23 protein-coding genes are annotated in these 24,075 nt (G+C 65.1%); 12 read left to right on the top strand and 11 right to left on the bottom strand.

The features are described from left to right. The first annotated feature begins 61 nt into the window (after positions 1–61). Positions 62–1,270 (top strand): glutamine-hydrolyzing carbamoyl-phosphate synthase small subunit, encoded by a 1,209-nt coding sequence (carA, locus tag VGN93_RS16725; protein WP_327508338.1) that lies wholly within the window; start codon positions 62–64, stop codon positions 1,268–1,270. A 77-nt stretch (positions 1,271–1,347) separates the two neighbouring features. Here carA and VGN93_RS16730 read toward each other — a convergent pair whose 3' ends face one another. After that, positions 1,348–2,727, bottom strand: a complete 1,380-nt coding sequence (locus tag VGN93_RS16730) for an MATE family efflux transporter (RefSeq protein WP_327508339.1) — start codon at positions 2,725–2,727, stop codon at positions 1,348–1,350. Between the two features lie 157 nt (positions 2,728–2,884). Then, positions 2,885–4,138 (bottom strand): TCR/Tet family MFS transporter, encoded by a 1,254-nt coding sequence (locus VGN93_RS16735; RefSeq protein WP_327508340.1) that lies wholly within the window; start codon positions 4,136–4,138, stop codon positions 2,885–2,887. A 133-nt stretch (positions 4,139–4,271) separates the two neighbouring features. Here VGN93_RS16735 and VGN93_RS16740 point away from each other — a divergent pair, with 133 nt between their 5' ends. Beyond that, a complete protein-coding gene (locus VGN93_RS16740; protein ID WP_327508341.1) occupies positions 4,272–4,583 on the top strand; it encodes a phosphoethanolamine transferase domain-containing protein in 312 nt (103 codons plus the stop codon). Here VGN93_RS16740 and ypfJ read toward each other — a convergent pair. Next, entirely contained in the window at positions 4,567–5,502 is a 936-nt protein-coding gene (gene ypfJ, locus VGN93_RS16745) for a KPN_02809 family neutral zinc metallopeptidase (RefSeq protein ID WP_319322607.1), read from the bottom strand. The genes VGN93_RS16740 and ypfJ overlap by 17 nt on opposite strands. Before the next feature lie 259 nt (positions 5,503–5,761). Here ypfJ and VGN93_RS16750 point away from each other — a divergent pair, with 259 nt between their 5' ends. Together VGN93_RS16750 and VGN93_RS16755 are read left to right on the top strand one after the other, a co-directional pair. Then, complete coding sequence (locus VGN93_RS16750) at positions 5,762–6,421, top strand: dihydrofolate reductase family protein (protein ID WP_327508342.1); 660 nt, start codon at positions 5,762–5,764, stop codon at positions 6,419–6,421. Positions 6,422–6,473: 52 nt separating this feature from the next. Beyond that, a complete protein-coding gene (locus tag VGN93_RS16755) occupies positions 6,474–7,502 on the top strand; it encodes a zinc-dependent alcohol dehydrogenase family protein (RefSeq protein WP_327508343.1) in 1,029 nt (342 codons plus the stop codon). Between the two features lie 3 nt (positions 7,503–7,505). Here VGN93_RS16755 and VGN93_RS16760 read toward each other — a convergent pair whose 3' ends face one another. Beyond that, complete coding sequence (locus VGN93_RS16760; protein WP_327508344.1) at positions 7,506–8,393, bottom strand: LysR family transcriptional regulator; 888 nt, start codon at positions 8,391–8,393, stop codon at positions 7,506–7,508. 110 nt (positions 8,394–8,503) lie between these two features. On the opposite strand from VGN93_RS16760, the gene blaOXA reads away from it, so the two are divergent. After that, on the top strand, positions 8,504–9,310 hold the full coding sequence (blaOXA, locus tag VGN93_RS16765; RefSeq protein ID WP_327508345.1) for a class D beta-lactamase: 807 nt from the start codon (positions 8,504–8,506) through the stop codon (positions 9,308–9,310). A 7-nt stretch (positions 9,311–9,317) separates the two neighbouring features. Here blaOXA and VGN93_RS16770 read toward each other — a convergent pair whose 3' ends face one another. After that, positions 9,318–10,499, bottom strand: coding sequence for an FAD-dependent oxidoreductase (locus VGN93_RS16770; RefSeq protein ID WP_327508346.1), 1,182 nt, complete (start codon positions 10,497–10,499; stop codon positions 9,318–9,320). 251 nt (positions 10,500–10,750) lie between these two features. On the opposite strand from VGN93_RS16770, the gene carB reads away from it, so the two are divergent. From carB to VGN93_RS16780, 3 genes are read left to right on the top strand one after another with little or no spacing between them, the layout of a single operon-like run. After that, entirely contained in the window at positions 10,751–14,233 is a 3,483-nt protein-coding gene (carB, locus tag VGN93_RS16775) for a carbamoyl-phosphate synthase large subunit (protein WP_319322619.1), read from the top strand. A gap of 10 nt (positions 14,234–14,243) precedes the next feature. Beyond that, positions 14,244–14,501 (top strand): DUF4258 domain-containing protein, encoded by a 258-nt coding sequence (locus VGN93_RS31325; RefSeq protein WP_414714100.1) that lies wholly within the window; start codon positions 14,244–14,246, stop codon positions 14,499–14,501. Further along, positions 14,498–14,692, top strand: a complete 195-nt coding sequence (locus tag VGN93_RS16780; protein WP_256117451.1) for a DUF2283 domain-containing protein — start codon at positions 14,498–14,500, stop codon at positions 14,690–14,692. Before VGN93_RS31325 ends, VGN93_RS16780 begins: the two co-directional genes overlap by 4 nt. On the opposite strand, the gene VGN93_RS16785 is transcribed toward VGN93_RS16780, so the two are convergent. From VGN93_RS16785 to VGN93_RS16805, 5 genes are read right to left on the bottom strand one after another with little or no spacing between them, the layout of a single operon-like run. Beyond that, entirely contained in the window at positions 14,693–16,147 is a 1,455-nt protein-coding gene (locus VGN93_RS16785; protein WP_327508347.1) for a UdgX family uracil-DNA binding protein, read from the bottom strand. Then, positions 16,147–17,376 carry a putative DNA modification/repair radical SAM protein gene (locus VGN93_RS16790; RefSeq protein ID WP_327508348.1) on the bottom strand — a complete coding sequence of 410 codons (1,230 nt, stop codon included), beginning with the start codon at positions 17,374–17,376 and terminating at the stop codon, positions 16,147–16,149. Before VGN93_RS16790 ends, VGN93_RS16785 begins: the two co-directional genes overlap by 1 nt. Before the next feature lie 60 nt (positions 17,377–17,436). Beyond that, the gene (locus VGN93_RS16795; protein ID WP_327508349.1) at positions 17,437–18,402 is read right to left on the bottom strand and encodes an SDR family oxidoreductase; all 966 of its coding nucleotides are present in this window, start codon (positions 18,400–18,402) and stop codon (positions 17,437–17,439) included. A gap of 10 nt (positions 18,403–18,412) precedes the next feature. Continuing rightward, positions 18,413–19,036, bottom strand: coding sequence for a hypothetical protein (locus VGN93_RS16800; protein ID WP_327508350.1), 624 nt, complete (start codon positions 19,034–19,036; stop codon positions 18,413–18,415). A gap of 10 nt (positions 19,037–19,046) precedes the next feature. Further along, complete coding sequence (locus tag VGN93_RS16805; RefSeq protein ID WP_327508351.1) at positions 19,047–19,310, bottom strand: hypothetical protein; 264 nt, start codon at positions 19,308–19,310, stop codon at positions 19,047–19,049. Between the two features lie 228 nt (positions 19,311–19,538). Between VGN93_RS16805 and greA the strand changes: the two genes are divergently transcribed. The 4 genes from greA to fcl all read left to right on the top strand — a co-directional run bounded on the left by greA (position 19,539) and on the right by fcl (position 23,222). Further along, positions 19,539–20,015 carry a transcription elongation factor GreA gene (gene greA / locus VGN93_RS16810; RefSeq protein ID WP_256117457.1) on the top strand — a complete coding sequence of 159 codons (477 nt, stop codon included), beginning with the start codon at positions 19,539–19,541 and terminating at the stop codon, positions 20,013–20,015. Positions 20,016–20,096: 81 nt separating this feature from the next. After that, positions 20,097–21,137: a glycosyltransferase family 10 domain-containing protein gene (locus VGN93_RS16815; RefSeq protein ID WP_327508352.1), complete on the top strand. Its 1,041-nt coding sequence runs from the start codon at positions 20,097–20,099 to the stop codon at positions 21,135–21,137. Between the two features lie 80 nt (positions 21,138–21,217). Next, positions 21,218–22,288 carry a GDP-mannose 4,6-dehydratase gene (gene gmd / locus VGN93_RS16820; RefSeq protein WP_327508353.1) on the top strand — a complete coding sequence of 357 codons (1,071 nt, stop codon included), beginning with the start codon at positions 21,218–21,220 and terminating at the stop codon, positions 22,286–22,288. Between the two features lies 1 nt (position 22,289). Further along, complete coding sequence (gene fcl / locus VGN93_RS16825; protein WP_327508354.1) at positions 22,290–23,222, top strand: GDP-L-fucose synthase; 933 nt, start codon at positions 22,290–22,292, stop codon at positions 23,220–23,222. 57 nt (positions 23,223–23,279) lie between these two features. Here the strand turns inward: fcl and VGN93_RS16830 are convergent, their stop codons facing one another. Beyond that, entirely contained in the window at positions 23,280–24,011 is a 732-nt protein-coding gene (locus VGN93_RS16830; RefSeq protein WP_327508355.1) for a hypothetical protein, read from the bottom strand. Between the last annotated feature and the right edge of the window lie 64 nt (positions 24,012–24,075).

Consider the following 24,075-nt stretch of genomic DNA (forward strand, 5'->3'; position numbering starts at 1 on the left):
TAAATGGTGCGCGGCCGCCCGGCTTTCAAGCCTTACGCCCGGCACCGGAAACGGGATACTCATGACCTCGACCCCCGCATGGACCACCGAAAAACCGACCGCCCTGCTCGTCCTCGCCGACGGCACGGTGATCGAAGGCAAGGGCATCGGCGCCACCGGCAAGGTGACCGCCGAAGTCTGCTTCAACACGGCGCTGACGGGCTACCAGGAAATCCTGACCGACCCCTCCTATCTCGGCCAGATCGTCACCTTCACCTTCCCGCATATCGGCAATATCGGCGCCAATGACGAGGACATCGAAGACCTGACGCCCGCCGCCCGCCACGGCGCCGTCGGCACGATCTTCAAGGCCGACATCACCGCGCCTTCGAGCTACCGCGCCGCAAAACACCTCGACGATTGGCTGAAGGCCCGCGGCATCATCGGTCTCTCGGGCATCGACACGCGCGCACTCACCGCCTGGATCCGCGAAAACGGTGCCCCGAACGCCGTGATCGCCCATGACCCGAACGGCGTCTTCGACATCGAGACGCTGAAGGCGGAGGCGAAAGCCTGGGGCGGCCTTGTCGGCCTCGACCTCGCCAAGGTCGCCTCCTCCGGCCAGTCCTCGCGCTGGAGCCAAGAGCCCTGGGTGTGGAACGAAGGTTATGACGACCTCGCCGACGCCGACGTGAAATACCACATCGTCGCGCTCGACTACGGCGTGAAGCGCAACATCCTGCGCCTCTTCGCCGGCCTCGGCTGCAAGGTCACCGTCATGCCGGCAACCTCCAGCGCGGACGAAGTGCTGGCCCAGAAGCCGGACGGCATCTTCCTGTCGAACGGTCCGGGCGACCCGGCGGCGACCGGCGAATATGCCGTGCCGGTCATCAAGACGCTGATCGAGACGGGCATCCCGATCTTCGGCATCTGCCTCGGCCACCAGATGCTCGGCCTTGCCGTCGGCGCCACGACCGAAAAGATGCATCAGGGCCACCATGGCGCAAACCATCCGGTGAAGGACCACACGACCGGCAAGGTCGAGATCGTCTCGATGAACCACGGTTTCGCCGTCGCCTCCACCTCGCTGCCGGAGGGCGTGGAAGAAACCCATGTCTCGCTGTTCGACGGGTCGAACTGCGGCCTGCGCCTCGTCGGCAAGCCGGTCTTCTCCGTGCAGCACCACCCGGAAGCCTCCCCCGGACCGCAGGACAGCCACTATCTCTTCCGCCGCTTCATCAACATGGTGCGCGCGAAGAAGGGCGAAGAGGCCATTCCGGAACGGGCGTAAGCGGTTCCAGACCATCCAGACGAAAAGGCCCCGGACATCGCGCCCGGGGCCTTTTTTGTTCGCTTAACCGATCGGGCCTAAGCCGGCAGGACAGCGCTTCTGTGCTTCAACAGCCGGTAGAAGCGCCAGTTGAGCAGGATGGCGGCGGCGCCGAGGCCGCCGACGAAGCCGAACCAGATGCCGATGCCGCCGAAGCCGCCCGGAAACGCGAAGAACCAGGCGCAGAGGAAGCCGATCGGCCAGTAGGAGATGAGGGCCAGGAGCATCGGGATGCGCGTGTCCTTCAGGCCGCGCAATAGGCCGGCGGCGATGGCCTGCAAGCCATCGACGAGCTGGAAGATGCCGGCGATCACCACGAAGGGGCCGGCGATCGCCAGAACCGCGGCCGAATCCTTGCCCGCCTTGTCGAGGAAGACCGAAGCGAGCGTCGTCGGGATCAGCGCGAAAAGCAGGCCGCCCGCGACCGCGATGGCAGCCGCGACGACGAGCACGGCCCAGGAGGCGCGCACGATGCCGAGATGGTCGCCGCGCCCATGCGCCACGCCGACCCGCACCGTGCCGGCCTGCGCCAGGCCGAGCGGGATCATGAAGGCGATGGAGGCGAGCTGAAGCGCGATGCCGTGGGCCGCCAGTTCCAGCGTGCCGATATTGCCCATCAGCAGCGAGGCGCCGGTGAAGAGGGTGACTTCGGCCAGCATGGTAAAGCCGATCGGCAGGCCGAGCTGCACGACCTCGCGGAAGGCCGGCCAGTCCGGCCGCCAGAAGCGCACGAAGAGCTCGTAGCGGCGCATTTCCGGCCGAAGCTGGATATAGGCGGTGAGCAGCACGAAGCTCAGCACGTTGACGCCGACGGAAACGATCGCCGCCCCCTCGATGCCGAGCGCCGGCATGCCGAAATGGCCGAGCACCAGCGCATAAGCGAAAAAGGCGTTGATCGTCAGGATGGCGATGGTGACATAGAGCACGATGCCCGCCCGGCCATGCGCGCTGACGAGGCCGCGCAGCGTCATGAACAGCAGCGCCGGCGCCATGCCCCATTGCGCGATCTTCAGGTAGCTGCCGGCGAGCGCCGCCACCTCCGGCTTCTGGCCGGCATAGAGCAGGATGTCTTCAACATTGTAGAAGACCGGGATCATCAGCGCAGCGTAGATCAGCACCACCCACATGCCCATGCGCACCGAGCGGCGCACGGAGACGGCCTCGCCCCGGCCATAGGCCTGCGCCACCATCGGCATCACGGCATTGGCGAAGCCGGAGCCGAGGATGAAGATGGTGAAGAAGAACTGGCTCGCCAGCACGATCGCCGCCAGATGCGCAGCACCCAGGCGGCCGAGGATGACCACGTCCGTCGTGTGAATGCCGAGCTGGGCGAGCTGCGCGCCGATCAACGGCACGCCGAGGGTCAAGGTCGCCCGGAAATGGGCGCGCCAGCTGTTGTCCGCGCGGTGCGTGGCCATGTGCATCATAATTCTCACTTTCGTGACGCTTCGGATCACAAAGTCCCGCCGCGATCAATCGAGTAGCTGTGATCTTTTCATCAAAAATGCGCTGGATTGGGCTTCTCGCGCCGGTTTCGCGCGAAAATTTCGTCAAACCGTCACGGTTGAAAGCGCTTCAGGGCGATTCAGCGGCGAGATTTTCGCTCGGGCCCGCACCGGCGCCGCGCAGTTTCACGACGAAGATCACGAGGCCGACGAAGAGGACCAGCGCCGCCAGAGCATAGGGCGCGCCGGCAAAGACCACGGGCGCGACAGGCCCCGTGAAGTGGCTGAAGACCTGCGTGAAGATCAGCGGCCCGATGATCGTCGTGATGCTGGAGACGCTGGAAAGCGCGCCCTGCAATTCGCCCTGGGCCGATGGCGGAACGCGGGCCGACGCGATCGAGCGCAGCGGCGGGTCGGCCAGGCTCTCCAGCGCCGTCAGCGCGATCACCACATAGACCATCCAGCCCTGCCAGGAGGCGGCATAACCGGAGAGGGCAAGCACGGCGAAGGCGAGGCCGACGATCGCCGTTCGATATTCGCCGAGTTTCGGCACGACACGCGGCAGCACGAAGGCCATGACGACCGCGCCGCCGATGCCGAAAACGCCGAGCGACAGCCCGATCTGCCCTTCGCTCCAGCCATAGCGGAGTGCTGCGACGAAGGGCCAGACGGCGGGATAGACGGCATGGGCCAGCCAGTAACAGAAGAAGACGAGCCCGACCCACAGCACGCCCGGATATTGCCGCATCTGCAAGAGCGCGCCGAGCGGATTGGCGCGGGCGAATTCGAAGCGGCGGCGGTTGGCGGGCGCGAGGCTTTCCGGCAACAGCGCCCAGGCCGCGACGAAATTGAGGAAGGCGAGCGCCGCGGCCCCATAGAAGGGGATGCGCGGCCCGAATTCGCCGAGCAGGCCGCCGATGACCGGCCCGAGCGCGAAGCCGGTGCCGAAGGCGATGCCCATCAGCCCGAAATTCTTGGCGCGCGTCTCGTCGGTGGAGACATCGGCGATATAGGCGGCCGCGGTGCCGAAACTCGCGCCGCTGATGCCGGCGAGCACCCGGCCGACGAAGAGCATCCAGTAGCTGGTGGCGAGCGCGCAGATCAGGTTGTCGATGGCAAAGGTGAGGATGCAGGCAAGCAGCACCGGCCGCCGGCCGAACCGGTCCGACAGGTTGCCGATGAACGGCGCGAAGAGGAACTGCATGCCGGCATAGACGAGCAGCAGCCAGCCGCCGTCGATCGCCGCCTGGCTGATGGTGTCGCCCGTCAACTCGCGCAGATAGGTCGGCAGCACCGGCATGATGATGGCGATGCCGATCACGTCGAGGAACATGATCATGAAGACGAGAAAGAGCCCCCGCCGGGTGGACCTGGCATCGATCATGGCGTCACCTCTGGAATGATCGGCGCCCGTCGCGGTGGGCGAAAATATCGACCACGGCGTTGTATTTCAGTTTTCCCCGCGAAACAATCCGTGAACATCGCAAAATTTTTGATGATTGGGATGCGGCCCGCTGATGCAGCGCACGATGACGGCGTGTTCCGCGCCGCAGGGGGGAGCCGCGACCTTCCAGCCGCTGCGCTTCGGCTTTCACATGCTGGCCTTCGCCGGCATTCCGGCGGCCTTCCTGCTGTGGGCGAAGGTCGTGCACCTGCCGTTCTTCCGGCAGCTGCGCGGCAATCTAGCGCCCGCCGTGCCGACGCTCGTGGTGGCGCCGGCGGTCGCACTCACCCATTCCGGCAAATATGCCTCGATCGTCGAGGAAGACCTGAAGGTCGCCGACGGCGGCAATGCCGCCGGCGCATCCCTCATCACACGTCGCCCTTGAACGTATCGCAGGCATCGACGCGGCCGGTATCGAAGCCGCGCTTGAACCAGCGGCGGCGCTGCTCGGATGTGCCGTGGTTGAAGCTTTCCGGCACGACGTAACCCTGCGTGCGCTTCTGCAGCGTGTCGTCGCCGATCTGGGTGGCGGCGTTCAGCGCCTCCTCCAGGTCGCCGCGCTCCAGAAGACCCTTCTGCTCGGTATATTTGCCCCAGATGCCGGCGTAGCAATCGGCCTGGAGCTCGACGCGGATCGACATCTGGTTGGCCTCGACCTCGCTCATGCGCTGGCGCTGCTGGTTGAAGCGCGGCAGCACGCCGGTGAGGTTCTGCACGTGATGGCCGACCTCATGCGCGACGACATAGGCCTGCGCGAAATCGCCCGACGCATCGAACTTGTCGGCGAGTTCGTCGAAGAAGCTCATGTCGAGGTAGAGCTTGCGGTCGCCCGGGCAGTAGAACGGGCCGGAAGCAGCCGAGGCAAAGCCGCAGGCCGACTGCACGGAGCCCGAGAAAAGCACCATCTTGGGCTCCTCGTAGCGTTCGCCGGCCGTCTGGAAGATGCCGTTCCAGGTGTCTTCCGTCTCGGCGAGCACCGTCGCCATGAAGGCCTTGCGTTCCTCCTCCTGCGGCGAGGAGCGCTGGCTGGCGCTTTCGGTCTGCTCGAAGCCGGGCCTCGCGACCTGCCCGCCGCCCTCGCCCATCACCTGCAACAGGTCGATGCCCATCGCCTTGAAGATGAAGTAGATGACGACGAGGAAGATGATCGTGCCGATACTCATGCCGCCGCCGGCGCGGCGGCCGCCCATCGGGATGCGGAAGCCGCCATTGCCGCGGCCGAACGGATTGCTCCCGCCCGCCGTAGGCCCGGCCCCGCGCTGGTCCTCGACATTGCCCGACTGACGGCGACCTTTCCATTCCATGGCGTGTTTTCCCCGAATTGATTGCCGACGAACGTCCACAACGTGAAATCGTTCCTCAGCACCAGCTTATAGGGCCTGCCGGGCGCCTTGCAAAACGAAAAGCGGACCTCGGCGCCGGTGCAAAACCGTCGTCAGGATGCGGCCAGCCGGCATTGCGAACAGCCGGCCTGCGGCTGATAATTTTTCGGCGCCGTGTCGGATCGCCCTTTTGCCGCGCGTCTCTAGATATCGGTCAAGCGATCACGAGAGGAGAAGACCCATGAGAAAGATCATTGTCGGCGCATTCGTCAGCCTCGACGGCGTCATGCAGGCGCCGGGCGGACCGCAGGAGGACCCGATCGGCGGCTTCCGGTTCGGCGGCTGGGTGGCTCCGCTCTTCGACGAGAAGGGCGGTGCCGCGGTCGGCGAGATGTTCGCAAACCCCTTCGACCTGCTGCTCGGCCGCAAGACCTACGACATCTTTGCCGCCCACTGGCCCTACGCCGCCAAGGACGACCCGATCGGCCCGCTCTTCGACCGTGTCACCAAATATGTCGCGACCCGCAACCCGGCTTTCAGCACCACCTGGCAGAACAGCCGGGTACTCGGCGCGGATGCGATCGCCGCCGTGAAGGCCTTGAAAAGCGAGGACGGACCGGACCTCCTGACGCAGGGCTCGACGGAGTTTCTCAAGGCGCTGTTCGAAAACGACCTCGTCGACGAGATCAACGTCTTCACCTTCCCCGTCATCCTGGGCAAGGGCAAGCGGCTCTTCGGCGACACCGCCTTCCCGCGTGCGCTGACACTGGTCGATTCACGCAGCACCGACACCGGCGTCGTCATCAGCAAATATGCCCGCGCCGGCGAGGTCGCCACCGGCTCCTTCGAGTTCGACACGCCGACGGATGCCGAGCTGGAGCGTCGCCGCAACCTGACTTGACCGCGCCTGCGGTTCCCGCTCCTATTCCACCCGAGGAACAGGGGAGGACGGCATGAAGGCGGCACGGCTGGAGGCGATCGGCGGTTTTTTCGTGCGCGAGGTGGAAAGGCCGGTGCCCGGCGCGGACGACCTGCTCGTGCGCATCGAGGCCGCCGGCATCTGCGGCACGGACCGCCACCTCTTCCACGGCGAGTTCCCCTGCCAGCCGCCGGTGACGCTCGGCCACGAGTTTTCCGGCATCGTCGAGGCAGTCGGCGATGCAGTGCTGCACTTCCGCCCCGGCATGCGCATCACCGGCGACCCCAACATCCATTGCGGCCGCTGCGCGCAATGCCAGCGCGGCCGCGTCAACCTCTGCGAAAACCTGCAGGCGATCGGCATTCATCGGGACGGCGGTTTTGCCGACTATGTGCTCGTGCCGCAGAAGCAGGCCCATGAACTGCCGCTCTCGCTGCCGCCGGAACACGGCGCCTTCTGCGAACCGCTCGCCTGCTGCCTGCACGGCATCGACATGGCGGGAATCCAGCCCGGCAGTTCCGTCGTGGTGCTCGGCGGCGGGGTGATCGGCATGCTGGTCGTGCAACTCGCCCGTCTTGCCGGTGCCGCCGCCGTCATCCTCGTCACCCGCCAGGCCGTGCGCCGCCAACTCGCCGAGGAGACCGGCGCAACCGGTTCCTTCGACCCCGCCGCCGGAAACGTCATCGAAGGCATAGTCGGAAAGACCGGCCTGCTGCCGGGTGGCGCCGACGTGGTCATCGAATGCGCCGGCGTGGCCGAAACGATGGAACAGGCGCCGAAACTCGCCCGCAACGGCGGCACGGTCGTCCTTCTCGGCGTGATGCCGCAGGGCGAGAAGGTGGAATTCGAGCCCTTCGACCTGCTCTTCCGCGAGGTCAAGATCCTCACATCCTTCCTCAACCCCTTCACGCATGGCCGCGCCGCGGCCCTCATCGCGGCCGGCACGATCAAGGTCGACCGCCTGATCTCCCGCCGCATCGGGCTCGACGGACTCCCCGATGCGGTGGCCAATCCGCCGCGGCCGGGCGAGGTGAAGGTGCTCGTCATGCCGGGGCTGGCATAGGCTTCAGTCCAGCCCCTCCTCCGCCACGGCCTGTTCCAGCCAGGCCGCGAAGGCCGACATGGCGGGGCTGACGCTGCGCGATTGCAGGCGGGTCAGCCAGTAGCTGCCGAGCGTCACGCTGGTCTTGAACGGCTGCACGACGGCACCCGCCCCCAGCAGCCGCGAAAACATCAAGGGCGGCGCGAGCCCGACGCCCGCCCCTTGCAGCACCACTTCCATCATGGCGAGCGAGGTGTCGAAGACAATGGCGTTTTGCGGCGGCGGCGTGCGCGGCAGGCCGGCGGCCTCGAACCAGCGCGTCCACTCGTCGCGGCGGTAGGAGCGCAGCAGCGTCATGCCGAGCAGGTCGGCGGGCTCCGTCAGGTCGCGCGCCACGGTGGGGATCGCGAGCACCGAGAGCGGCGCATCGAACAGGCGGACCGCATCCGTGCCATGCCAGGCGCCCGCGCCGAAGCGGATGGCGAAATCGAGGCCCTCGGCGGCGAGATCGACGCGGTTGTTGTTGGTGGAAAGCCGCACCTCCACGAAGGGATGGCGCTCGCGGAAGCCGGCCAGCCGCGGCAGCAGCCAGCCGACGGCAAAGGTGCCGACGGCGCCGATCGTCAGGATTTCCCGCACATGCCCGCCGCGAAAACGCTCCACGACATCTGCCATGCGGTCGAAACTGTCGCGCAGCACCGGCAGCAGGCTTTCGCCCTCCGCCGTGATCATCAGCCCGCGCGGCAGGCGCTTGAAGAGCACGACGCCGAGCTGGTCCTCCAGGCTCTTCACCTGATGGCTGACGGCGGCCTGCGTGACGTTCAGCTCGATGGCCGCCCGGGTAAAACTCAAGTGCCGGGCAGACGCCTCGAAAGCGCGAAAGGCGTTCAGCGGCAGATATGGCCGAACCATGGCAATGCCCCAGTTTTCCTAATGGCTGAGACCAGTATTGATCTTTTGTCAGATCATCAAAGCATTGCTATCCAGAATGCGCAAGCCATTCAAAATTCGAGGAAAACGTGATGGACATCCGTCTTTTCGCGGCCGGCGCCCTGCTGGCCGCGGGTTTCAGCATGCCGGCCGAAGCCCGCATTATTTGTACAATCGTTGCCGATGCCGGAAGCGACGAGGTATTTCTGGAACAGGGCGATTGCGCGACCCGCGTGACACCCGCCTCCACCTTCAAGGTGCCGCTCGCCGTGATGGGCTACGATTCGGGTTACCTCGAAGACGCCGAGGAGCCGGTGCTGCCCTTCATGAAGGGCTATCCGGACTGGGGCGGCGACGCCTGGCGGCAGCCGACGAGCCCGAAACGCTGGATGGAATATTCCGTCGTCTGGTATTCGCAGCGCATCGCCGAATTCCTCGGTTACCAGCAGTTGCGCGACTATGCCGATGCCTTCGGCTACGGCAATGCCGACATGGCGGGCGACCCCGGCAAGGACAACGGCCTGGAACGCGCCTGGATCGCCTCCTCGCTGAAAATCTCGCCGCGCGAACAGGTGGAGTTCCTGAAGAAGCTGGTGAACCACGAACTGCCGGTCGCCGCCGACGCGATGGACAGGGCGATGGAGATCGTCGAGCGACGCGATATCGAGGACGGCTGGGGCGTACAGGGCAAGACTGGCATGGCCTATCCGCGCCAGGCCGACGGCAGTTTCAACTATAATACGCCGTGGGGCTGGTATGTCGGCTGGGCGCGGCGCGATGAACGCACCGTCGTCTTCGCCCGGCTAATACAGGACGAGAAAAAGCAGGAGCCGCGCACCAGCCTCAGGGCGCGCGACAGCATCCTGAAGGAACTGCCCGGCATTCTCGCGACGGACTGACCCGCGCTCACCGCCTCGGAACCATTCCGAGCCCCTTGCGGGCGAGGCCCGAGACGTTGAGGGCGAGCTTACGGCAAAAGACGGGCGACATGCCGAGAAGCCGCAGGGCGATATTGCGCAAGGCCCGGCCGATGCGGCTGCGGACCGTCGCGATCGTCGTCAGGCGGCCTGCGAGTTCCAGAACCTCGGCCGCCGCCGGCCGGCGCTTCTCCTCATAAAGCTCCAGCGCCGCCTCCGGCGCCTTGCCGAGAAGCACATCGGCCAGCAGCCGGCCGAGCACGACGGCATCGACGAGCCCCGTGTTCATGCCCTGCCCGCCGGCCGGGCTATGCACATGCGCGGCATCGCCCATGAGGAAGAACGGCCCGGAGCGGTAGCGCGAGGCGACCCGGTGGTGCACGCGAAAACGCGACCCCCAGATCACGTCGCGCACCCGGCTGACGCCCTTGCGCAGGCCGCGCGCATCCAGCAGCGCCTGCACGAAGGCCACCCCGGGCACCTCCGGCGCCTCCTCGACGGGTGCCACGATACGGTAGCGCCCGCCCGGCAGCGGCGCGACGACGGCCATGCCCTCCGGTGAGAAGAACAGCGCCACCTCGTTGCTCAGCGCCCAGTCCATGTGCACGTCGGCGAGCATGAAGGATTCGCTGTAGGTCTCGCCATCGAAGGTGATACCGGCAGCGCTTCGCACCACACTGTGCATGCCGTCGCCACCGACGACGTAGCGGGCGCGGACGGTCTTGACACCCTCCGGCGTATCGAGATGGACGACCGCACCCGTCGCGTCCGGCTCGATCGTCGTCGCCGAGATGCCGCGGTCTATCGTGCCGCCCAGGCTCGACAGCCGCTCGGCAAGGATCGCCTCCGTCTCGTCCTGCGGGATCATCAGGATCTGCGCATAGCGCGACGGCAGCATGGAGAAGTCGAGTTCCAGCAGCGCCTTGTCGTGCTCGCGCAGCGCAAAGCGCGTGAGCGGCAGGCCGCGGCTCTCCAGCACGTCGGTGACGCCGATATGCTCCAGCACTTCCAGCGTATGGGCATGGATGACGGCGGCGCGCGAGGTGTTCTGGCCGGCGGCCAGCCGGTCGACGATGACATGGGGGACGCCGGCCTGTTGCAGGGTGACGGCCAAGGCAAGGCCGGTCGGCCCTGCCCCAACGATCAGGACATCCGTTTCTTGCGGCAGCATGGTCCGGCCTCCCAGATCGACATATCTTCCGGCCTTGCCTCCGGCCGTTCGAACCATGGGTATATCGGGCGGGCGGGGCGCTGGAAACAGGGCGGCACTTTTCCTGTCGATTGCGCGATTTTCGGGGTTCCGCTCGCCTGCGCATTTGCCTATAAGCCGCTTCTAGCCTTGACAGACCATTTTTGCGCGCCCGGCCGGTGAACCCATCGCCATGGCCGGATTTTCGCGCACGCGGAAGAACGGATAGAACCATGCCCAAGCGCCAAGATTTGAAATCGATCCTCATCATCGGCGCGGGGCCGATCGTCATCGGCCAGGCCTGCGAATTCGACTATTCCGGCACCCAGGCCTGCAAGGCGCTGAAAGAGGAAGGCTATCGTGTCATCCTCGTCAACTCCAACCCGGCGACGATCATGACCGACCCGGGGCTGGCCGATGCCACCTATGTCGAACCGATCACCCCGGAAGTCGTCGCCAAGATCATCGCCAAGGAACGGCCGGACGCGTTGCTGCCGACCATGGGCGGCCAGACGGCGCTCAACACGGCGCTTTCCCTGAAGCGCATGGGCGTGCTCGACCGTTATAATGTCGAGATGATCGGCGCCAAGCCCGCCGCCATCGACATGGCCGAAGACCGCGCGCTCTTCCGCGAGGCGATGGCCCGCATCGGCCTGGAAACGCCGAAATCGCTGCTCGCCAACGCCACCGAGATCAAGGACGTCGACCGCAAGGTGCATGAGGCCGAACGCACCAGGGTCAAGGCCGAACTGTCAGGCGATGCGCTCGACAAGGCACTGGACGAGCTGGAAAACCAGTGGAACCTCGGCGAAACCGACCGCAAGCAGCGCTACATGAGCCACGCCATGGCGATCGGCGCGCAGGCGCTGGACACGATCGGCCTTCCCGCCATCATCCGGCCGTCCTTCACGATGGGCGGCACCGGCGGCGGCATCGCCTATAACCGCTCGGAATTCTTCGAAATCGTCAATTCCGGCCTCGACGCCTCCCCGACCACGGAAGTCCTCATCGAGGAATCGGTGCTGGGCTGGAAGGAATACGAGATGGAGGTCGTCCGCGACACGGCGGACAACTGCATCATCATCTGCTCGATCGAGAACATCGACCCGATGGGCGTGCACACGGGCGACTCGATTACCGTCGCTCCGGCGCTGACGCTGACGGACAAGGAATACCAGATCATGCGCAACGCCTCGATCGCGGTGCTGCGCGAGATCGGGGTGGAGACCGGCGGTTCGAACGTGCAGTTCGCCGTCAACCCGGAGAACGGCCGCCTCGTCGTCATCGAGATGAACCCGCGCGTCTCGCGCTCCTCTGCTCTGGCCTCCAAGGCAACCGGCTTCCCGATCGCCAAGATCGCGGCAAAACTCGCCATCGGCTACACGCTCGACGAACTGGAGAACGACATCACCGGCGGCGCCACCCCGGCCTCGTTCGAACCGTCAATCGATTACGTCGTGACCAAGATCCCGCGTTTCGCCTTCGAAAAATTCCCCGGCGCCGAGCCGACGCTGACGACGGCCATGAAGTCCGTCGGCGAAGTGATGGCGATCGGCCGCACCTTCGCCGAATCGCTGCAAAAGGCGCTGCGTGGCCTCGAAACAGGCCTGACCGGCCTCGACGAGATCGAAATTCCGGGGCTTGGCGACGGCAACGACAAGAATGCCATCCGCGCTGCCATTTCCACCGCGACGCCGGACCGCCTGCGCATGGTCGCCCAGGCGCTGCGCCTTGGTCTTACGCCGGAAGAGGCGCACGAGGGGTCGAAGATCGACCCGTGGTTCATCGAGCAATTGAAGGCGATCGTCGACATGGAGGCCCGCGTCCGCGAGCACGGCCTGCCGGATGACGCCGAAAACCTGCGCATGCTGAAGGCCTTGGGCTTTTCCGACGCGCGCCTCGCCACCCTTTCGGCCAAGCGCCCGAAGGAAGTCGCCGAATTGCGCAACCGCCTCGACGTGCGCCCGGTCTTCAAGCGCATCGACACCTGTGCGGCCGAATTCGCCTCGCCGACCGCCTATATGTACTCGACCTACGAGACGCCCTTTGCCAGCGCCACGCGCTCGGAAGCCGGGATTTCGGATCGCAAGAAGGTCGTCATCCTCGGCGGCGGCCCGAACCGCATCGGCCAAGGCATCGAGTTCGACTATTGCTGCTGCCACGCCGCCTTCGCGCTGAAGGATGCCGGCTATGAAGCGATCATGATCAACTGCAACCCGGAAACCGTCTCGACCGACTACGACACCTCCGACCGCCTCTATTTCGAGCCGCTGACGGCGGAAGACGTCATCGAGATCCTGAAGGCCGAGCAGACCAACGGCGAAGTGGTCGGCGTCATCGTACAGTTCGGCGGCCAGACGCCGCTGAAGCTTGCCGAAGCGCTGGAAAAGAACGGCATCCCGATTCTCGGCACCGCGCCCGACATGATCGACCTTGCCGAAGACCGTGACCGCTTCCAGAAGCTCCTGCAGAAGCTCGACCTCGCCCAGCCGAACAATGGCATCGCCTATTCGGTCGAGCAGGCCCGCCTCGTCGCAGCCGAAATCGGCTTCCCGCTCGTCGTGCGCCCGTCCTACGTGCTCGGCGGCCGCGCCATGCAGATCATCCATTCGGAATCGATGCTGCAGACCTACCTGCTCGACACCGTGCCCGGCCTCGTGCCGGAAGACATCAAGCAGCGCTACCCGAACGACAAGACCGGCCAGATCAACACGCTGCTCGGCAAGAACCCGCTGCTCTTCGACAGCTACCTGTCGAACGCGGTCGAAGTCGACGTCGACGCCATTTCGGACGGCAAGGACGTCTTCGTCTCCGGCATCATGGAGCATATCGAGGAGGCCGGCATCCATTCGGGTGACTCGGCCTGCTCGCTGCCGGTGCACACGCTTTCCAGCGAGACCGTCGACGAGCTGGAACGCCAGACCAAGGCGCTCGCCAAGGCCCTGAATGTCGGTGGCCTGATGAACGTGCAATATGCCATCAAGGACGGCACGATCTACGTGCTCGAAGTGAACCCGCGCGCCTCGCGCACCGTGCCCTTCGTCGCCAAGACCATCGGCGCGCCGATCGCCAAGATCGCCGCCCGCATCATGGCCGGCGAGAGCCTGGATGCGGCGATCGCCGCCTATGGCGAAAAGCCGGATCCGCGCAACCTGAAGCACATCGCCGTCAAGGAAGCCGTGTTCCCCTTCGCCCGTTTCCCGGGCGTCGACACGCTGCTCGGTCCGGAAATGCGCTCGACCGGCGAGGTCATCGGCCTCGACACCGACTTCGCGCTGGCCTTCGCGAAGTCCCAGCTCGGCGCCGGCGTCGACCTGCCGCGCGAAGGCACGGTCTTCGTCTCGGTGCGCGACGAGGACAAGGACCGCGTGCTGCCGGCCATCAACATCCTGACCGGCATCGGCTTCAAGGTGATGGCGACCTCCGGCACCGCCCGCTTCCTCGCCGAAAAGGGCATCGAGGCGATCAAGATCAACAAGGTGCAGGAAGGCCGCCCGCATATCGAGGACGCCATCCGCAACCGCCAGGTCCAGCTGGTCATCAACACGACCGATGGCAACAAGGCGATCTCCGACTCCAAGTCGCTCCGCCGCGCCGCCCTGATGCAGAAGGTCCCCTACTACACCACCATGGCCGGCGCGCTTGCCGCCGCCCAGGCGATCAGGGCCCTCAAGCAGGGCCAGCTCGAAGTACGGCCGTTGCAGTCGTATTTCTGAGAGGCCACCGATGGACAAGCCCTTGCGCTACTCGCTTCACGCGGAAACCGTGATGCGGGAGCGCAAGCTTGATCCAGCCTGGATCGAGGCAACCGTTCGTGCACCGGACTGGCGTTTGAGCGATCCGTCCGGACCCGAGGTGGAGCGACGCTATCGCGCGATAGCCGCACTCGAAGGGCGCATATTGCGCGTTGTTTGTGTTGAAGCGAGCGATGAGGTACGAATTATATCCGCATTTATCGATAGAGGCGCTAGGAAGCCGGCATGACCGTGAAAGTCGAATATGACCCCGTCGTGGACGCGGCCTATATCCGCTTCTCGCATGAGGACATCATCGAGACGGAAGAGGTCTCGCAGGGCATCATGCTTGATTTCGACAAGGACGGGCGGATCGTCGGCCTCGAAGTGCTCGACGCGCGGGCGCATCTGCCCAAGGATCTGCTTTCGCAGGCTGCATAACTACACCATCGTCTCCTTCAGATGCTCCACCAGCCGCATGTCCTCGACAAAGAGGGCGTGCTGGCGCTGGCGTTCGTTCTCGTCCGGCAGGCGGAGCAGGTAGGAGGGGTGGATGGTCGGGTATAGGACCATGTCGCCCTGCATGGTGATCGGCTTGCCGCGGAGCTGGTTGAGCGGCCTTTGTTCGCCGCTGAGCGCATAAAGCGCGGTGGCGCCGAGCGCCACGATCAGGCGGGGCTTGATCAGTTCGATCTCCTTTGCCAGCCACCAGCGGCAATGGTCTATTTCACCCCGGTCCGGTTTCTGGTGGATGCGGCGCTTGCCGCGCGGCTCATATTTGAAATGTTTCACCGCATTGGTGAGGTAGAGCGTTTCGCGGGCGATGCCGGCCTCTTTCAGCACCGCGTCGAAAACCTTGCCCGCCGGGCCGACGAAGGGGCGGCCGGCGAGATCCTCCTGGTCGCCGGGCTGTTCGCCGACCATCATCAGGGAGGCCTGCTGCGGGCCCTCGCCGAAGACGGTCTGCGTCGCCGTGCAATGCAGCGGGCAGCGCGTGCAGTGCCGCGCCTCCTCGCGCACGGCGTCGATCGTGCCGGCCCCGGCGGGGATTATCTGGGCTACGGTCTGCGCCGCCTCCTGGAGGCGATAGTGGAAGAGCGGCGGATCGCTGGCGGCGCGCTCGGCCATGGCGCGCACATTCGCCTCGGCATTGGCGATCAGTGCCGGGATGAGATCGGCTTCCGGCAGGTTGCGCCAGTATTTCTTCGGCATTTCCGCCTGCATGGCCTTCAGCTTCAGCCGGGCCGGATTGAAGATGCTGGCATAGTAGGTGCGCCAGAGATCGTCGGTCGGGTCGCCGTGGCCCGGGTCTTCGCCGGGCCGCATGTCGAAGATCAGGCTTTCGCCGTCCCAGCTTGCCGTGCCCTTCGGCGTGGCGATGATCCAGTCCATGTCGGCGAAGCGCCGGCGGAAGAAGGGGGCGGTGCGGGCGACGATGAAATGGGTCGGCTCGAACCAGGCGAAAAACCGCCGGCGGCCCTGCGTTTCGCCGGCGATCTCCTTGAAGCGCACGAAGGCCGTCATCTTGTGGCTGTCGCGGTCGACATTCTTTGCCAGCAGGCGCGCCCAGGCGACATCCTTGTCCGCCGTCAGCTCCAGCAGGCGGCGATCGGCCTGCAGGCGCCAGAGCAGCCGGTAGAGCAGGTGAAAGCGGCCCGGCTCCGTATGGCAGACCACGGCTTCGGCCAGCGGCAGGAAGGCGGGCGGCACGGTGAGTGGCGCCGCACCCTCCGGCTTGGGCAAATCCGGCAAGGGGTCGGGCTCGAAAAGCGCCTCGTCAGAACCGTTGATCCGCCAATCCACCTCGCGCGGCGAGATGCCGGCGGAGGCGAGCGCGCGGGCGGCATCGCGCCATTCGGGAAAATCGCCCCGGCCGAGAAGAGGGATCGTGTGCATCAGAGCAACGAAAGCTGTTCCGGTTTGCGCGCAAAAAGCGTCTTCAGGTCGGCGCGGTCGGCCAGCCGCCGCGGCGTCCAGCCCTCCGCCTCGATGAAGGCGCGCACCTTGCGCAAAGACACGCCGAGCCGCGCCAGGTCCTCCAGCCGCAGGCGGCGAAAGCGGCGGCTGGAAAGGATGGCATCCACCGTCTTCGTGCCGAGACCCGGCACGCGCAACAACCCTTCGCGCTCCGCCCGGTTGACGTTCATCGGAAAGGCATCGCGGTTGGCAAGCGCCCAGGCAAGCTTGGGATCCATGTCGAGATCCAGCATGCCGCCGGTCGATGCCGTGATCTCGTCCACGCCGAAACCGTAGAAACGATAGAGCCAGTCGGCCTGGTAGAGCCGATGCTCGCGCACCAGTGGCGGCTTGATCAGCGGCAGCGCGCGCGAGGAATCGGGAATGGGGCTGAAGGCGGAATAATAGACGCGCTTCAGGCCGTAGCTGCCGTAAAGCCGGGCGCTCGTCTTCAGGATCGTCGCATCGTCCGCGCCATCGGCGCCGACGATCATCTGCGTGCTCTGGCCGCCGGGCACGAAGCGCTTGCGGCGCTTGGTCTGGAGGGTGGGATCGTCCGCCGCCTCGATCTTGCGGCGCAGGTCGCCCATGGCCCGGCGGATGCCCTCGGGGCGCTTTTCCGGCGCGAACCGGCCGATGCCTGCATCCGTCGGCAACTCGATGTTGAGCGAGAGGCGATCGGCATAAAGCCCCGCCTCCTCGATCAGCTCCGGTGCGGCGTCAGGAATGGACTTGAGATGGATATAGCCGCGAAAGCCGTGCACGGTGCGAAGCTCGCGGGCCACCCGCACCATCTCGCTCATCGTATGGTCAGGCGAACGGATGATGCCGGAGGACAGAAACAGACCCTCGATATAGTTGCGCCGATAGAATTCCAGCGTCAGCCAGACAACCTCCTCCGGCGTGAAGCGGGCGCGCTCGACATTGCTGGAGGAGCGGTTGATGCAATAGGCGCAATCGAAGATGCAGAAATTGGTGAGCAGGATCTTGAGCAGCGAAATGCAGCGCCCGTCCGGCGCATAGGCATGGCAGATCCCCGCCCCTTCCGTCGAGCCCAGCCCGCCGGACGCGACGGAATCGCGCTTGACGGTTCCGCTGGAAGCGCATGAGGCATCGTATTTGGCGGCATCCGAGAGGATGGCCAGGCGTTGTTGCAGCGATTTTTTCATATTTGTTCACTATATGTTCCAGAGGGCGCAGTCAATGGGAAAGCGGTTGTCATCGGCGGCTCAATAGCCGCCGATAATGGGAAGGACTTCGCCGGTGATGTAGCTGGAGCATTGCGGCGAGGCGAGGAAGACATAGGCGGGCGCCAGTTCCTCCGGCTGGGCGGGGCGTTTCATCGGCGTGTCGGCGCCGAATTTCGCGACGTCTTCGGCCGCCTTGTCGGAGGGATTGAGCGGTGTCCAGACGGGGCCGGGTGCCACCGCATTGACGCGGATGCCGCGCGGCACGAGCTGGCTTGCCAGCGAGCGGGTGAAGGCATGGATCCCGCCCTTGGTCATCGAATAGTCGAGCAGAGCCTTGGAGCCTTCGAGGCCGGTGACGGAGCCGGTGTTGACGATCGCCGAACCCGGTTCCATATGCGGCACCGCCGCCTGCGCCATGAAGAAATAGCCGTAGAGATTGGTCTTCAGCGTCTCGTCGAAATGTTTTTCCGAAAGATCCAGGATATCCTCCGCATGGACCTGGAAGGCGGCATTGTTGACGAGGACGTCGAGCCGGCCGAGTTCCTTCACCGTGCGTTTGACGGCTTCCCGGCAGAACGCCTTGTCCTTGACGTCGCCGGCGAGCGCGATGCAGCGCCGGCCCTCCGCCTCGACCGCCGCGATCGTCTCCTTCGCATCGCCGCCTTCGGCAAGATGGGCGATCGCCACATCCGCCCCCTCGCGGGCGAAGAGCACGGCAACGGCGCGGCCGATGCCGGAATCACCGCCCGTGATCAGCGCCACCTTGTCCTTCAGCTTTTCCGAGCCCTTGTAGAACGGCGCGTCATACATCGGCGCCGGATCGAGCTTCGCCTCGTTGCCGGGTTTCGGCTGGTGCTGCTGGGGAAAGGGCGGGACGGGATAAAGCCGCGCGCCGGCCTGCATGGCCTCGGACTTGCCCGTCTCCGGCTTGCGGTCGGCCGCCGCCACTTCGTCCTGGATGTCACGCTGTTTGGCCGCCGTGCGGGCGGATTGGCTGCGGGTCATGGGGGCTCCCTCAAAGCTCGGTGGGGCGGATGTTGTCGACGCGGACCGTGCCGGCAACGACTTCGCGCGGGCCGTCCAGCGGATAGGACGGGTCGGTCTCGTCGATGACCGTGTAGAGTTTCTCGTTGCGGAAGGCGCTGGACGACGTGGTGGAATTGCCGTCCCCGGGCAGCGCGTCGATTTCCATGTAGTCGAGCTCCGCTTCAGCTGCGACCACCCGGGCATCGCCCGAGGAGCGGGCGCGCACCACCACCTCCCCCTGGTTCGGCGCGATGTCCCAGTTGGTGTCCGTCGACGAGGCGATCGGAACGAGGCGGTAGAGTTTCAGCTGCTCGGTATCGGAATAATCGGTCACGCCGACCGCGGCGTCCCGCGGCGGTGCGGCAGCCTCCTGTGAAAAATCGAATTGCGGCACCGCGTCGGCAGCGATGACCTTTTCGCGGCCGGTCTCGGCCGATATGACGCTTTCCGCGCCCGCCACCGTGCGCGGCTCGACGGGCACCACCTGCTCGTTTTTCTCCTGATAGCCGGCATCCGCCGCCTCGCGGCGTCCTTCGTCATGCATGGCCTGGTTGCCCGACACTTCGCCGGCGAACTGCTTGAAATAGCCGGAAATCTTCTGCATCACGCTCATGGTCTGCTCCTCATGTCCTTGTTTCGAGGCGGGCCATCGCGGCCTTGAGGATCGCGCGGATCTCGTCGTCGGCGATCTGCTGGGCGGCGAAGGCGGCGTCGGGTTCGATGCCGGGGTCCTCTTCATGGTCGGACACCGTTTCGCTGTCGCGCGCCATGGAGACGAGTGCGGCGCGCGCCTCCGGAATGGCGGCGACCACCGAAACCAGCTCGACGAGCAGGCGCCGATGCGCGTTGATCCTGCCTTCCAGTTGCACCGAATTGTCGATCGTCATGCACGCCTCCCGCTATATTCGGCTAACTGGAAGACGGGGCCGATTGTTCCGGGCGCTGTGGGCGCATGCCGCACCTGCGGCGAAAAAACTGGCTTTCGTGCGACTCGATCTGCTATAAGGATCGTTCAAATGCTTTCGACGGTTCCGGGGAATCTTCTCCGGAGACCGTTTTCTTTTGCGTTCATGCGGGCGGGAGCCCGCGCGACGCGGGCTGAAGGACGGGATAAAATGGTTGAAAAGGTACCGATGACTCACGGCGGTTTCGTCAAGCTGCAGGAAGAACTGCGCTGGCGTCAGCAGGAAGAGCGTCCGAGAATCATCGAAGCGATCGCCGAAGCACGCGCCCATGGCGACCTGTCGGAAAACGCCGAGTACCACGCCGCCAAGGAAGCCCAGAGCCACAACGAAGGCCGCATCGCGGAGGTCGAGGACTACGTCGCGCGCGCCGAAGTCATCGACCTTTCCAAGATGTCCGGCGCCAAGATCAAGTTCGGCGCCAAGGTGAAGCTTGTCGACGAGGACACCGAGGAAGAGAAGGTCTACCAGATCGTCGGCGACCAGGAAGCCGACGTGAAGCAGGGCCGCATCTCCATCTCCTCGCCGATCGCGCGCGCGCTGATCGGCAAGGAAGTCGGCGATTCGATCGAAGTGAACGCTCCCGGCGGCGCCAAGGCCTACGAGATCCTCGCCGTCACCTGGGGGTGATCGCGAGCGGCCGTTCGAAGGAGAACCGCCATTCTTTCCGAGGAAGACAATAGCCCAGCCGGTGGCGGCAGCACTGCCACCGTGGTCAAGGTCATGGGGCCGATCAACCGGGCGCATGGCATAAGCCCGCTTGCCCGGCAGCTTTCGGCGGGCTTTGCGCAACGCCACGGCGTAACCTTCACCTTCGATCCGGATGCGCGTGACTACGACTGGCTGGCGGTCTACGAGAACATGCCGCCTGCGGGTAGCGAACGCCGCCCGATGCGGGTGGAAACGCTCGCCTGCGCGCAGCAAAACACCATCCTCTTCACGACGGAACCCTCCGGCATCAAGATCTACAGCCGCGCCTATACGCGGCAGTTCGGCCATGTGGTGACGAGCCAGGAACCCTTTGCGCTGCGCCATCCCGGCCGGATCTACAGCCAGGCGGGCCTGCGCTGGTTCTACGGCAACGGCAGCCAGCACCTGATGACGGCCGATGAAATTGCCGGGCACTTTCCGGAAAAGACCAAAGTCATCGGCACGGTCTGCTCGACCAAGCGGCAGGGCCACACGCTGCACCGGCTGCGCTACGATTTCACGCAGGCCATGGCCGCGCGCATGCCCGATCTCGACGTCTTCGGCCGCGGCCACCGGCCGGTCGACGACAAGGCGGAATCGATCGATCCCTACAAGTATCATCTCGCGATCGAGAACCACCTCGCCCCGCACCATTTCACCGAAAAGCTCGCCGACCCCTTCCTCGGCCTGTCGCTGCCCTTCTATTTCGGCGCGCCGAACGCCGCTGATTATTTCCCGGCCGAGAGCTTCATCGCGATCGACATCCGCAAGCCGGACGAGGCCCTCGCCATCATGCGCGCCGCAATCGACAACGGCGAATACGAGAAGCGCCTGCCCGCCATCCTCGAAGCGCGCCGCCGCGTGCTGGAAGACCACAATATCCTGACATTGATCGCCAATGTCGTCGCCAGAAACGGCACCACGGCGCGCGGCAACGGCACGGCCGTGCTGAAGAGCCAGCGCGCGTCCCGCAAGGGCCATCCGCTGCTGACGGCAGGCGATTTTGCCTTCCGCGAGGCGCTTCACCTGAAGAACCGCATCGCCGGCCTTCTGGCGCGATAACGTCCGCCGCCCGGATTCGGCGGTTGATCGCCCGGGCGTTCGGGTTTAAGCCGCTTGCACCTTCACCCTGGAGAACAGACTTGTCCAAGAAACCGGTGGCTTTGATTACGGGCGTAACGGGTCAGGATGGCGCCTATCTCGCGCAATTGCTGCTCGACAAGGGGTACATCGTGCACGGCATCAAGCGCCGTTCCTCCTCGTTCAATACCGGGCGCATCGAGCACATCTACGAGGATCCGCACGAGCCCGATCCGCAGTTCTTTCTGCATTACGGCGACATGACGGATGCGACGAACCTCGTGCGCATCGTGCAGCAGACCCAGCCGGACGAGATCTACAACCTCGCCGCCCAGAGCCATGTGCAGGTGAGCTTCGAGACGCCGGAATATACCGCAAACGCCGATGCGATCGGGACGCTCCGCATGCTGGAGGCGATCCGCATCCTGGGGCTGGAGAAGAAGACGCGCTTCTACCAGGCCTCCACCTCCGAACTCTACGGCAAGGCGCAGGAGGTTCCCCAGAGCGAGACGACACCGTTCTATCCCCGCTCGCCCTATGCGGCGGCAAAACTCTACGCCTACTGGATCGTCGTGAACTACCGCGAAGCCTATGGCCTGCACGCCTCGAACGGCATCCTCTTCAACCACGAAAGCCCGCTGCGCGGCGAAACCTTCGTCACGCGAAAAATCACCCGCGCCGTCTCCGCCATCAAGCTCGGCCAGCAGGACCAGCTCTTCCTCGGCAATCTCGATGCCAAGCGCGACTGGGGCCACGCCAGGGAATATGTGCGCGGCATGTGGCTGATGCTGCAACAGCCGCAGGGCGACGACTACGTGCTGGCGACCGGCACGACGACGACTGTGCGCCAGTTCGCCGAATGGTGCTTTGCCGAAGTGGGCATGACCATCCGCTGGGAAGGCCAGGGCGTCGACGAGAAGGGTTTTGATGCCGAGACCGGCAAATGCCTGATCAGCATCGACCCGCGCTACTTCCGCCCGACGGAAGTGGACCTCCTGCTCGGCGATCCGAAAAAGGCCGAGACGGTGCTCGGCTGGCGCCACGAGACGAGCGCGCTCGATCTGGCCCGTGAAATGGTGCGGGAAGATCTGAAGCTCATGCAGAAAGAGTTCTCCGACAAGGGCCGCCTCTGACATGTATGAACTTACGGGAAAACGCGTCTGGGTCGCCGGCCACCGCGGCATGGTCGGCAGCGCCGTCGCCAGGCGTCTGGAAGCGGAGAATTGCGAGATTCTCTTCGCCCAGCGCGACGCGGTCGATCTCGAAGAACGCTCCGATGTCGAGCGCTTCCTCGCAGAACACCGGCCGCACGCCGTGGTCATGGCGGCCGCCAAGGTCGGCGGCATCCTTGCCAATGACCGCAACCCGGTAGAGTTCCTCCAGCGCAACCTGACGATGGAGCTGAACGTCATCAAATCCGCCCACGAAGCGGGTGTCGAAAAGCTGCTGTTCCTCGGATCGAGCTGCATCTATCCCAAATTCGCGCCGCAGCCGATCAAGGAAAACGCGCTGCTCACCGGCGACCTGGAGCCGACCAACGAGTGGTACGCGATCGCCAAGATCGCCGGCATCAAGCTGTGTCAGGCCTATATGAAGCAGCATGGCGCCCGCTTCATCTCCGCCATGCCGACGAACCTCTACGGCCCGCACGACAATTTCGACCTCCAGACCAGCCACGTCGTGCCGGCGCTGATCCGCAAGGCGCATGAGGCGAAGCTTGCCGGCCTCGACCATGTGACGATCTGGGGTTCCGGCACGCCGCGCCGCGAATTCCTGTTCAGCGAGGACTGCGCCGATGCGCTGGTCTTCATCCTGAAGAACTACGAGGACTACGAGCACATCAATGTCGGCTCGGGCGAAGACATCCCGATTCTCGACCTGATGAAGCTCATCGCTGACGTCGTCGGCTTTGAGGGCCGGATCGAGACCGACCCGTCGAAACCGGACGGCACGCCGCGCAAGCTGATGTCGAACGAGAAGCTGGCCCGCCTCGGCTGGCGGCCGGCCACGGACCTGCGCGAAGGGATTTCCCGCGCCTATCAGTGGTATCTGGAGAATGTGCGCTGAGCATTTCCAGCCAAAGCGGCATCGCTTTGGCGTCGGACAATGCGGCAAAACAAAAACCTAGCGCCAGTTCTCGTCGATCCACTTCGTGGGCCGCACATGCTTATACGCCCTCTTCCACCACGCCTTGACCGGCCATTCGCCGATCACCGCCTCGTCCGGGTCCGGCTTGCCGGTGAAGGCGACGATGCGGGTTGCCGGCGGCAGCGGCACGTCCTTGAAGAAATTCATCGGCCAGCGCGGCAAAAGCGTGTGCTTGAAGCTGACGCACCATTCGGCCGGCCAGTAGGTCATGCCTTCGGCAGCCGCGGAGACGTAGCGCTGCGAGATGACGTGCTTGTTGACCTTGGCATCCGGGTCGCGGATGAAATCGTCGAAGATGTGCGTGTTGGTACCGACGGTCCAGCGATAGACCGAGGTGTTGCCGATGCCCTTACCAAGCTGGGTCCAGTTTTCCGCGATGCAGAATCGGCCCGGCGCATAATCGAAAAAGTCGTCGAGCGGCCCGGTGATGACCACGTCGAGATCGACGAACAGCACGTCGCCCTCGAGATCGGCGAGCGGCGCCTGCCACAGCGAGATCTTGCGCCACGGCTTCCAGGCGACGCGCTCGGGAATATTGATCGGCGGCAGCGGGAAGACGGCGACGGCCGGGTCGATGCCGCTCGGATCTTCCGTGAAACAAACGAGCCGGGTCGGGCGAACCGTGTTGCGCCTGATCATGGACCACAGGCGGTTGACATAATCCGCCGGATACCGCGTGCCCCATTTCATGCATGCTATCGTCTGCATTCGTCATCGTCTCCTGTCGCGCGCGCCTCCATAGACCATATCGGCCCGCGGTGATAGGAGTTCT

Source organism: Shinella sp., assembly GCF_035998705.1.
Taxonomy (GTDB): domain Bacteria; phylum Pseudomonadota; class Alphaproteobacteria; order Rhizobiales; family Rhizobiaceae; genus Shinella.

What these genes read in the sequence shown, in the direction of transcription:
- VGN93_RS16780 (WP_256117451.1), top strand. Translation starts at nt 14,498, where the DNA reads ATGACCGTGAAAGTCGAATATGACCCCGTCGTGGACGCGGCCTATATC.
- VGN93_RS16750 (WP_327508342.1), top strand. Translation starts at nt 5,762, where the DNA reads ATGAGAAAGATCATTGTCGGCGCATTCGTCAGCCTCGACGGCGTCATG.
- carA (WP_327508338.1), top strand. Translation starts at nt 62, where the DNA reads ATGACCTCGACCCCCGCATGGACCACCGAAAAACCGACCGCCCTGCTC.
- VGN93_RS16800 (WP_327508350.1), bottom strand. Translation starts at nt 19,036, where the DNA reads ATGAGCGTGATGCAGAAGATTTCCGGCTATTTCAAGCAGTTCGCCGGC.
- fcl (WP_327508354.1), top strand. Translation starts at nt 22,290, where the DNA reads ATGTATGAACTTACGGGAAAACGCGTCTGGGTCGCCGGCCACCGCGGC.
- VGN93_RS16740 (WP_327508341.1), top strand. Translation starts at nt 4,272, where the DNA reads ATGCAGCGCACGATGACGGCGTGTTCCGCGCCGCAGGGGGGAGCCGCG.
- VGN93_RS16830 (WP_327508355.1), bottom strand. Translation starts at nt 24,011, where the DNA reads ATGCAGACGATAGCATGCATGAAATGGGGCACGCGGTATCCGGCGGAT.
- VGN93_RS16790 (WP_327508348.1), bottom strand. Translation starts at nt 17,376, where the DNA reads ATGAAAAAATCGCTGCAACAACGCCTGGCCATCCTCTCGGATGCCGCC.
- VGN93_RS16760 (WP_327508344.1), bottom strand. Translation starts at nt 8,393, where the DNA reads ATGGTTCGGCCATATCTGCCGCTGAACGCCTTTCGCGCTTTCGAGGCG.
- VGN93_RS16795 (WP_327508349.1), bottom strand. Translation starts at nt 18,402, where the DNA reads ATGACCCGCAGCCAATCCGCCCGCACGGCGGCCAAACAGCGTGACATC.
- VGN93_RS16735 (WP_327508340.1), bottom strand. Translation starts at nt 4,138, where the DNA reads ATGATCGATGCCAGGTCCACCCGGCGGGGGCTCTTTCTCGTCTTCATG.
- ypfJ (WP_319322607.1), bottom strand. Translation starts at nt 5,502, where the DNA reads ATGGAATGGAAAGGTCGCCGTCAGTCGGGCAATGTCGAGGACCAGCGC.
- VGN93_RS16755 (WP_327508343.1), top strand. Translation starts at nt 6,474, where the DNA reads ATGAAGGCGGCACGGCTGGAGGCGATCGGCGGTTTTTTCGTGCGCGAG.
- VGN93_RS16770 (WP_327508346.1), bottom strand. Translation starts at nt 10,499, where the DNA reads ATGCTGCCGCAAGAAACGGATGTCCTGATCGTTGGGGCAGGGCCGACC.
- VGN93_RS16805 (WP_327508351.1), bottom strand. Translation starts at nt 19,310, where the DNA reads ATGACGATCGACAATTCGGTGCAACTGGAAGGCAGGATCAACGCGCAT.
- VGN93_RS16730 (WP_327508339.1), bottom strand. Translation starts at nt 2,727, where the DNA reads ATGGCCACGCACCGCGCGGACAACAGCTGGCGCGCCCATTTCCGGGCG.
- carB (WP_319322619.1), top strand. Translation starts at nt 10,751, where the DNA reads ATGCCCAAGCGCCAAGATTTGAAATCGATCCTCATCATCGGCGCGGGG.
- VGN93_RS16785 (WP_327508347.1), bottom strand. Translation starts at nt 16,147, where the DNA reads ATGCACACGATCCCTCTTCTCGGCCGGGGCGATTTTCCCGAATGGCGC.
- VGN93_RS31325 (WP_414714100.1), top strand. Translation starts at nt 14,244, where the DNA reads ATGGACAAGCCCTTGCGCTACTCGCTTCACGCGGAAACCGTGATGCGG.
- greA (WP_256117457.1), top strand. Translation starts at nt 19,539, where the DNA reads ATGGTTGAAAAGGTACCGATGACTCACGGCGGTTTCGTCAAGCTGCAG.
- blaOXA (WP_327508345.1), top strand. Translation starts at nt 8,504, where the DNA reads ATGGACATCCGTCTTTTCGCGGCCGGCGCCCTGCTGGCCGCGGGTTTC.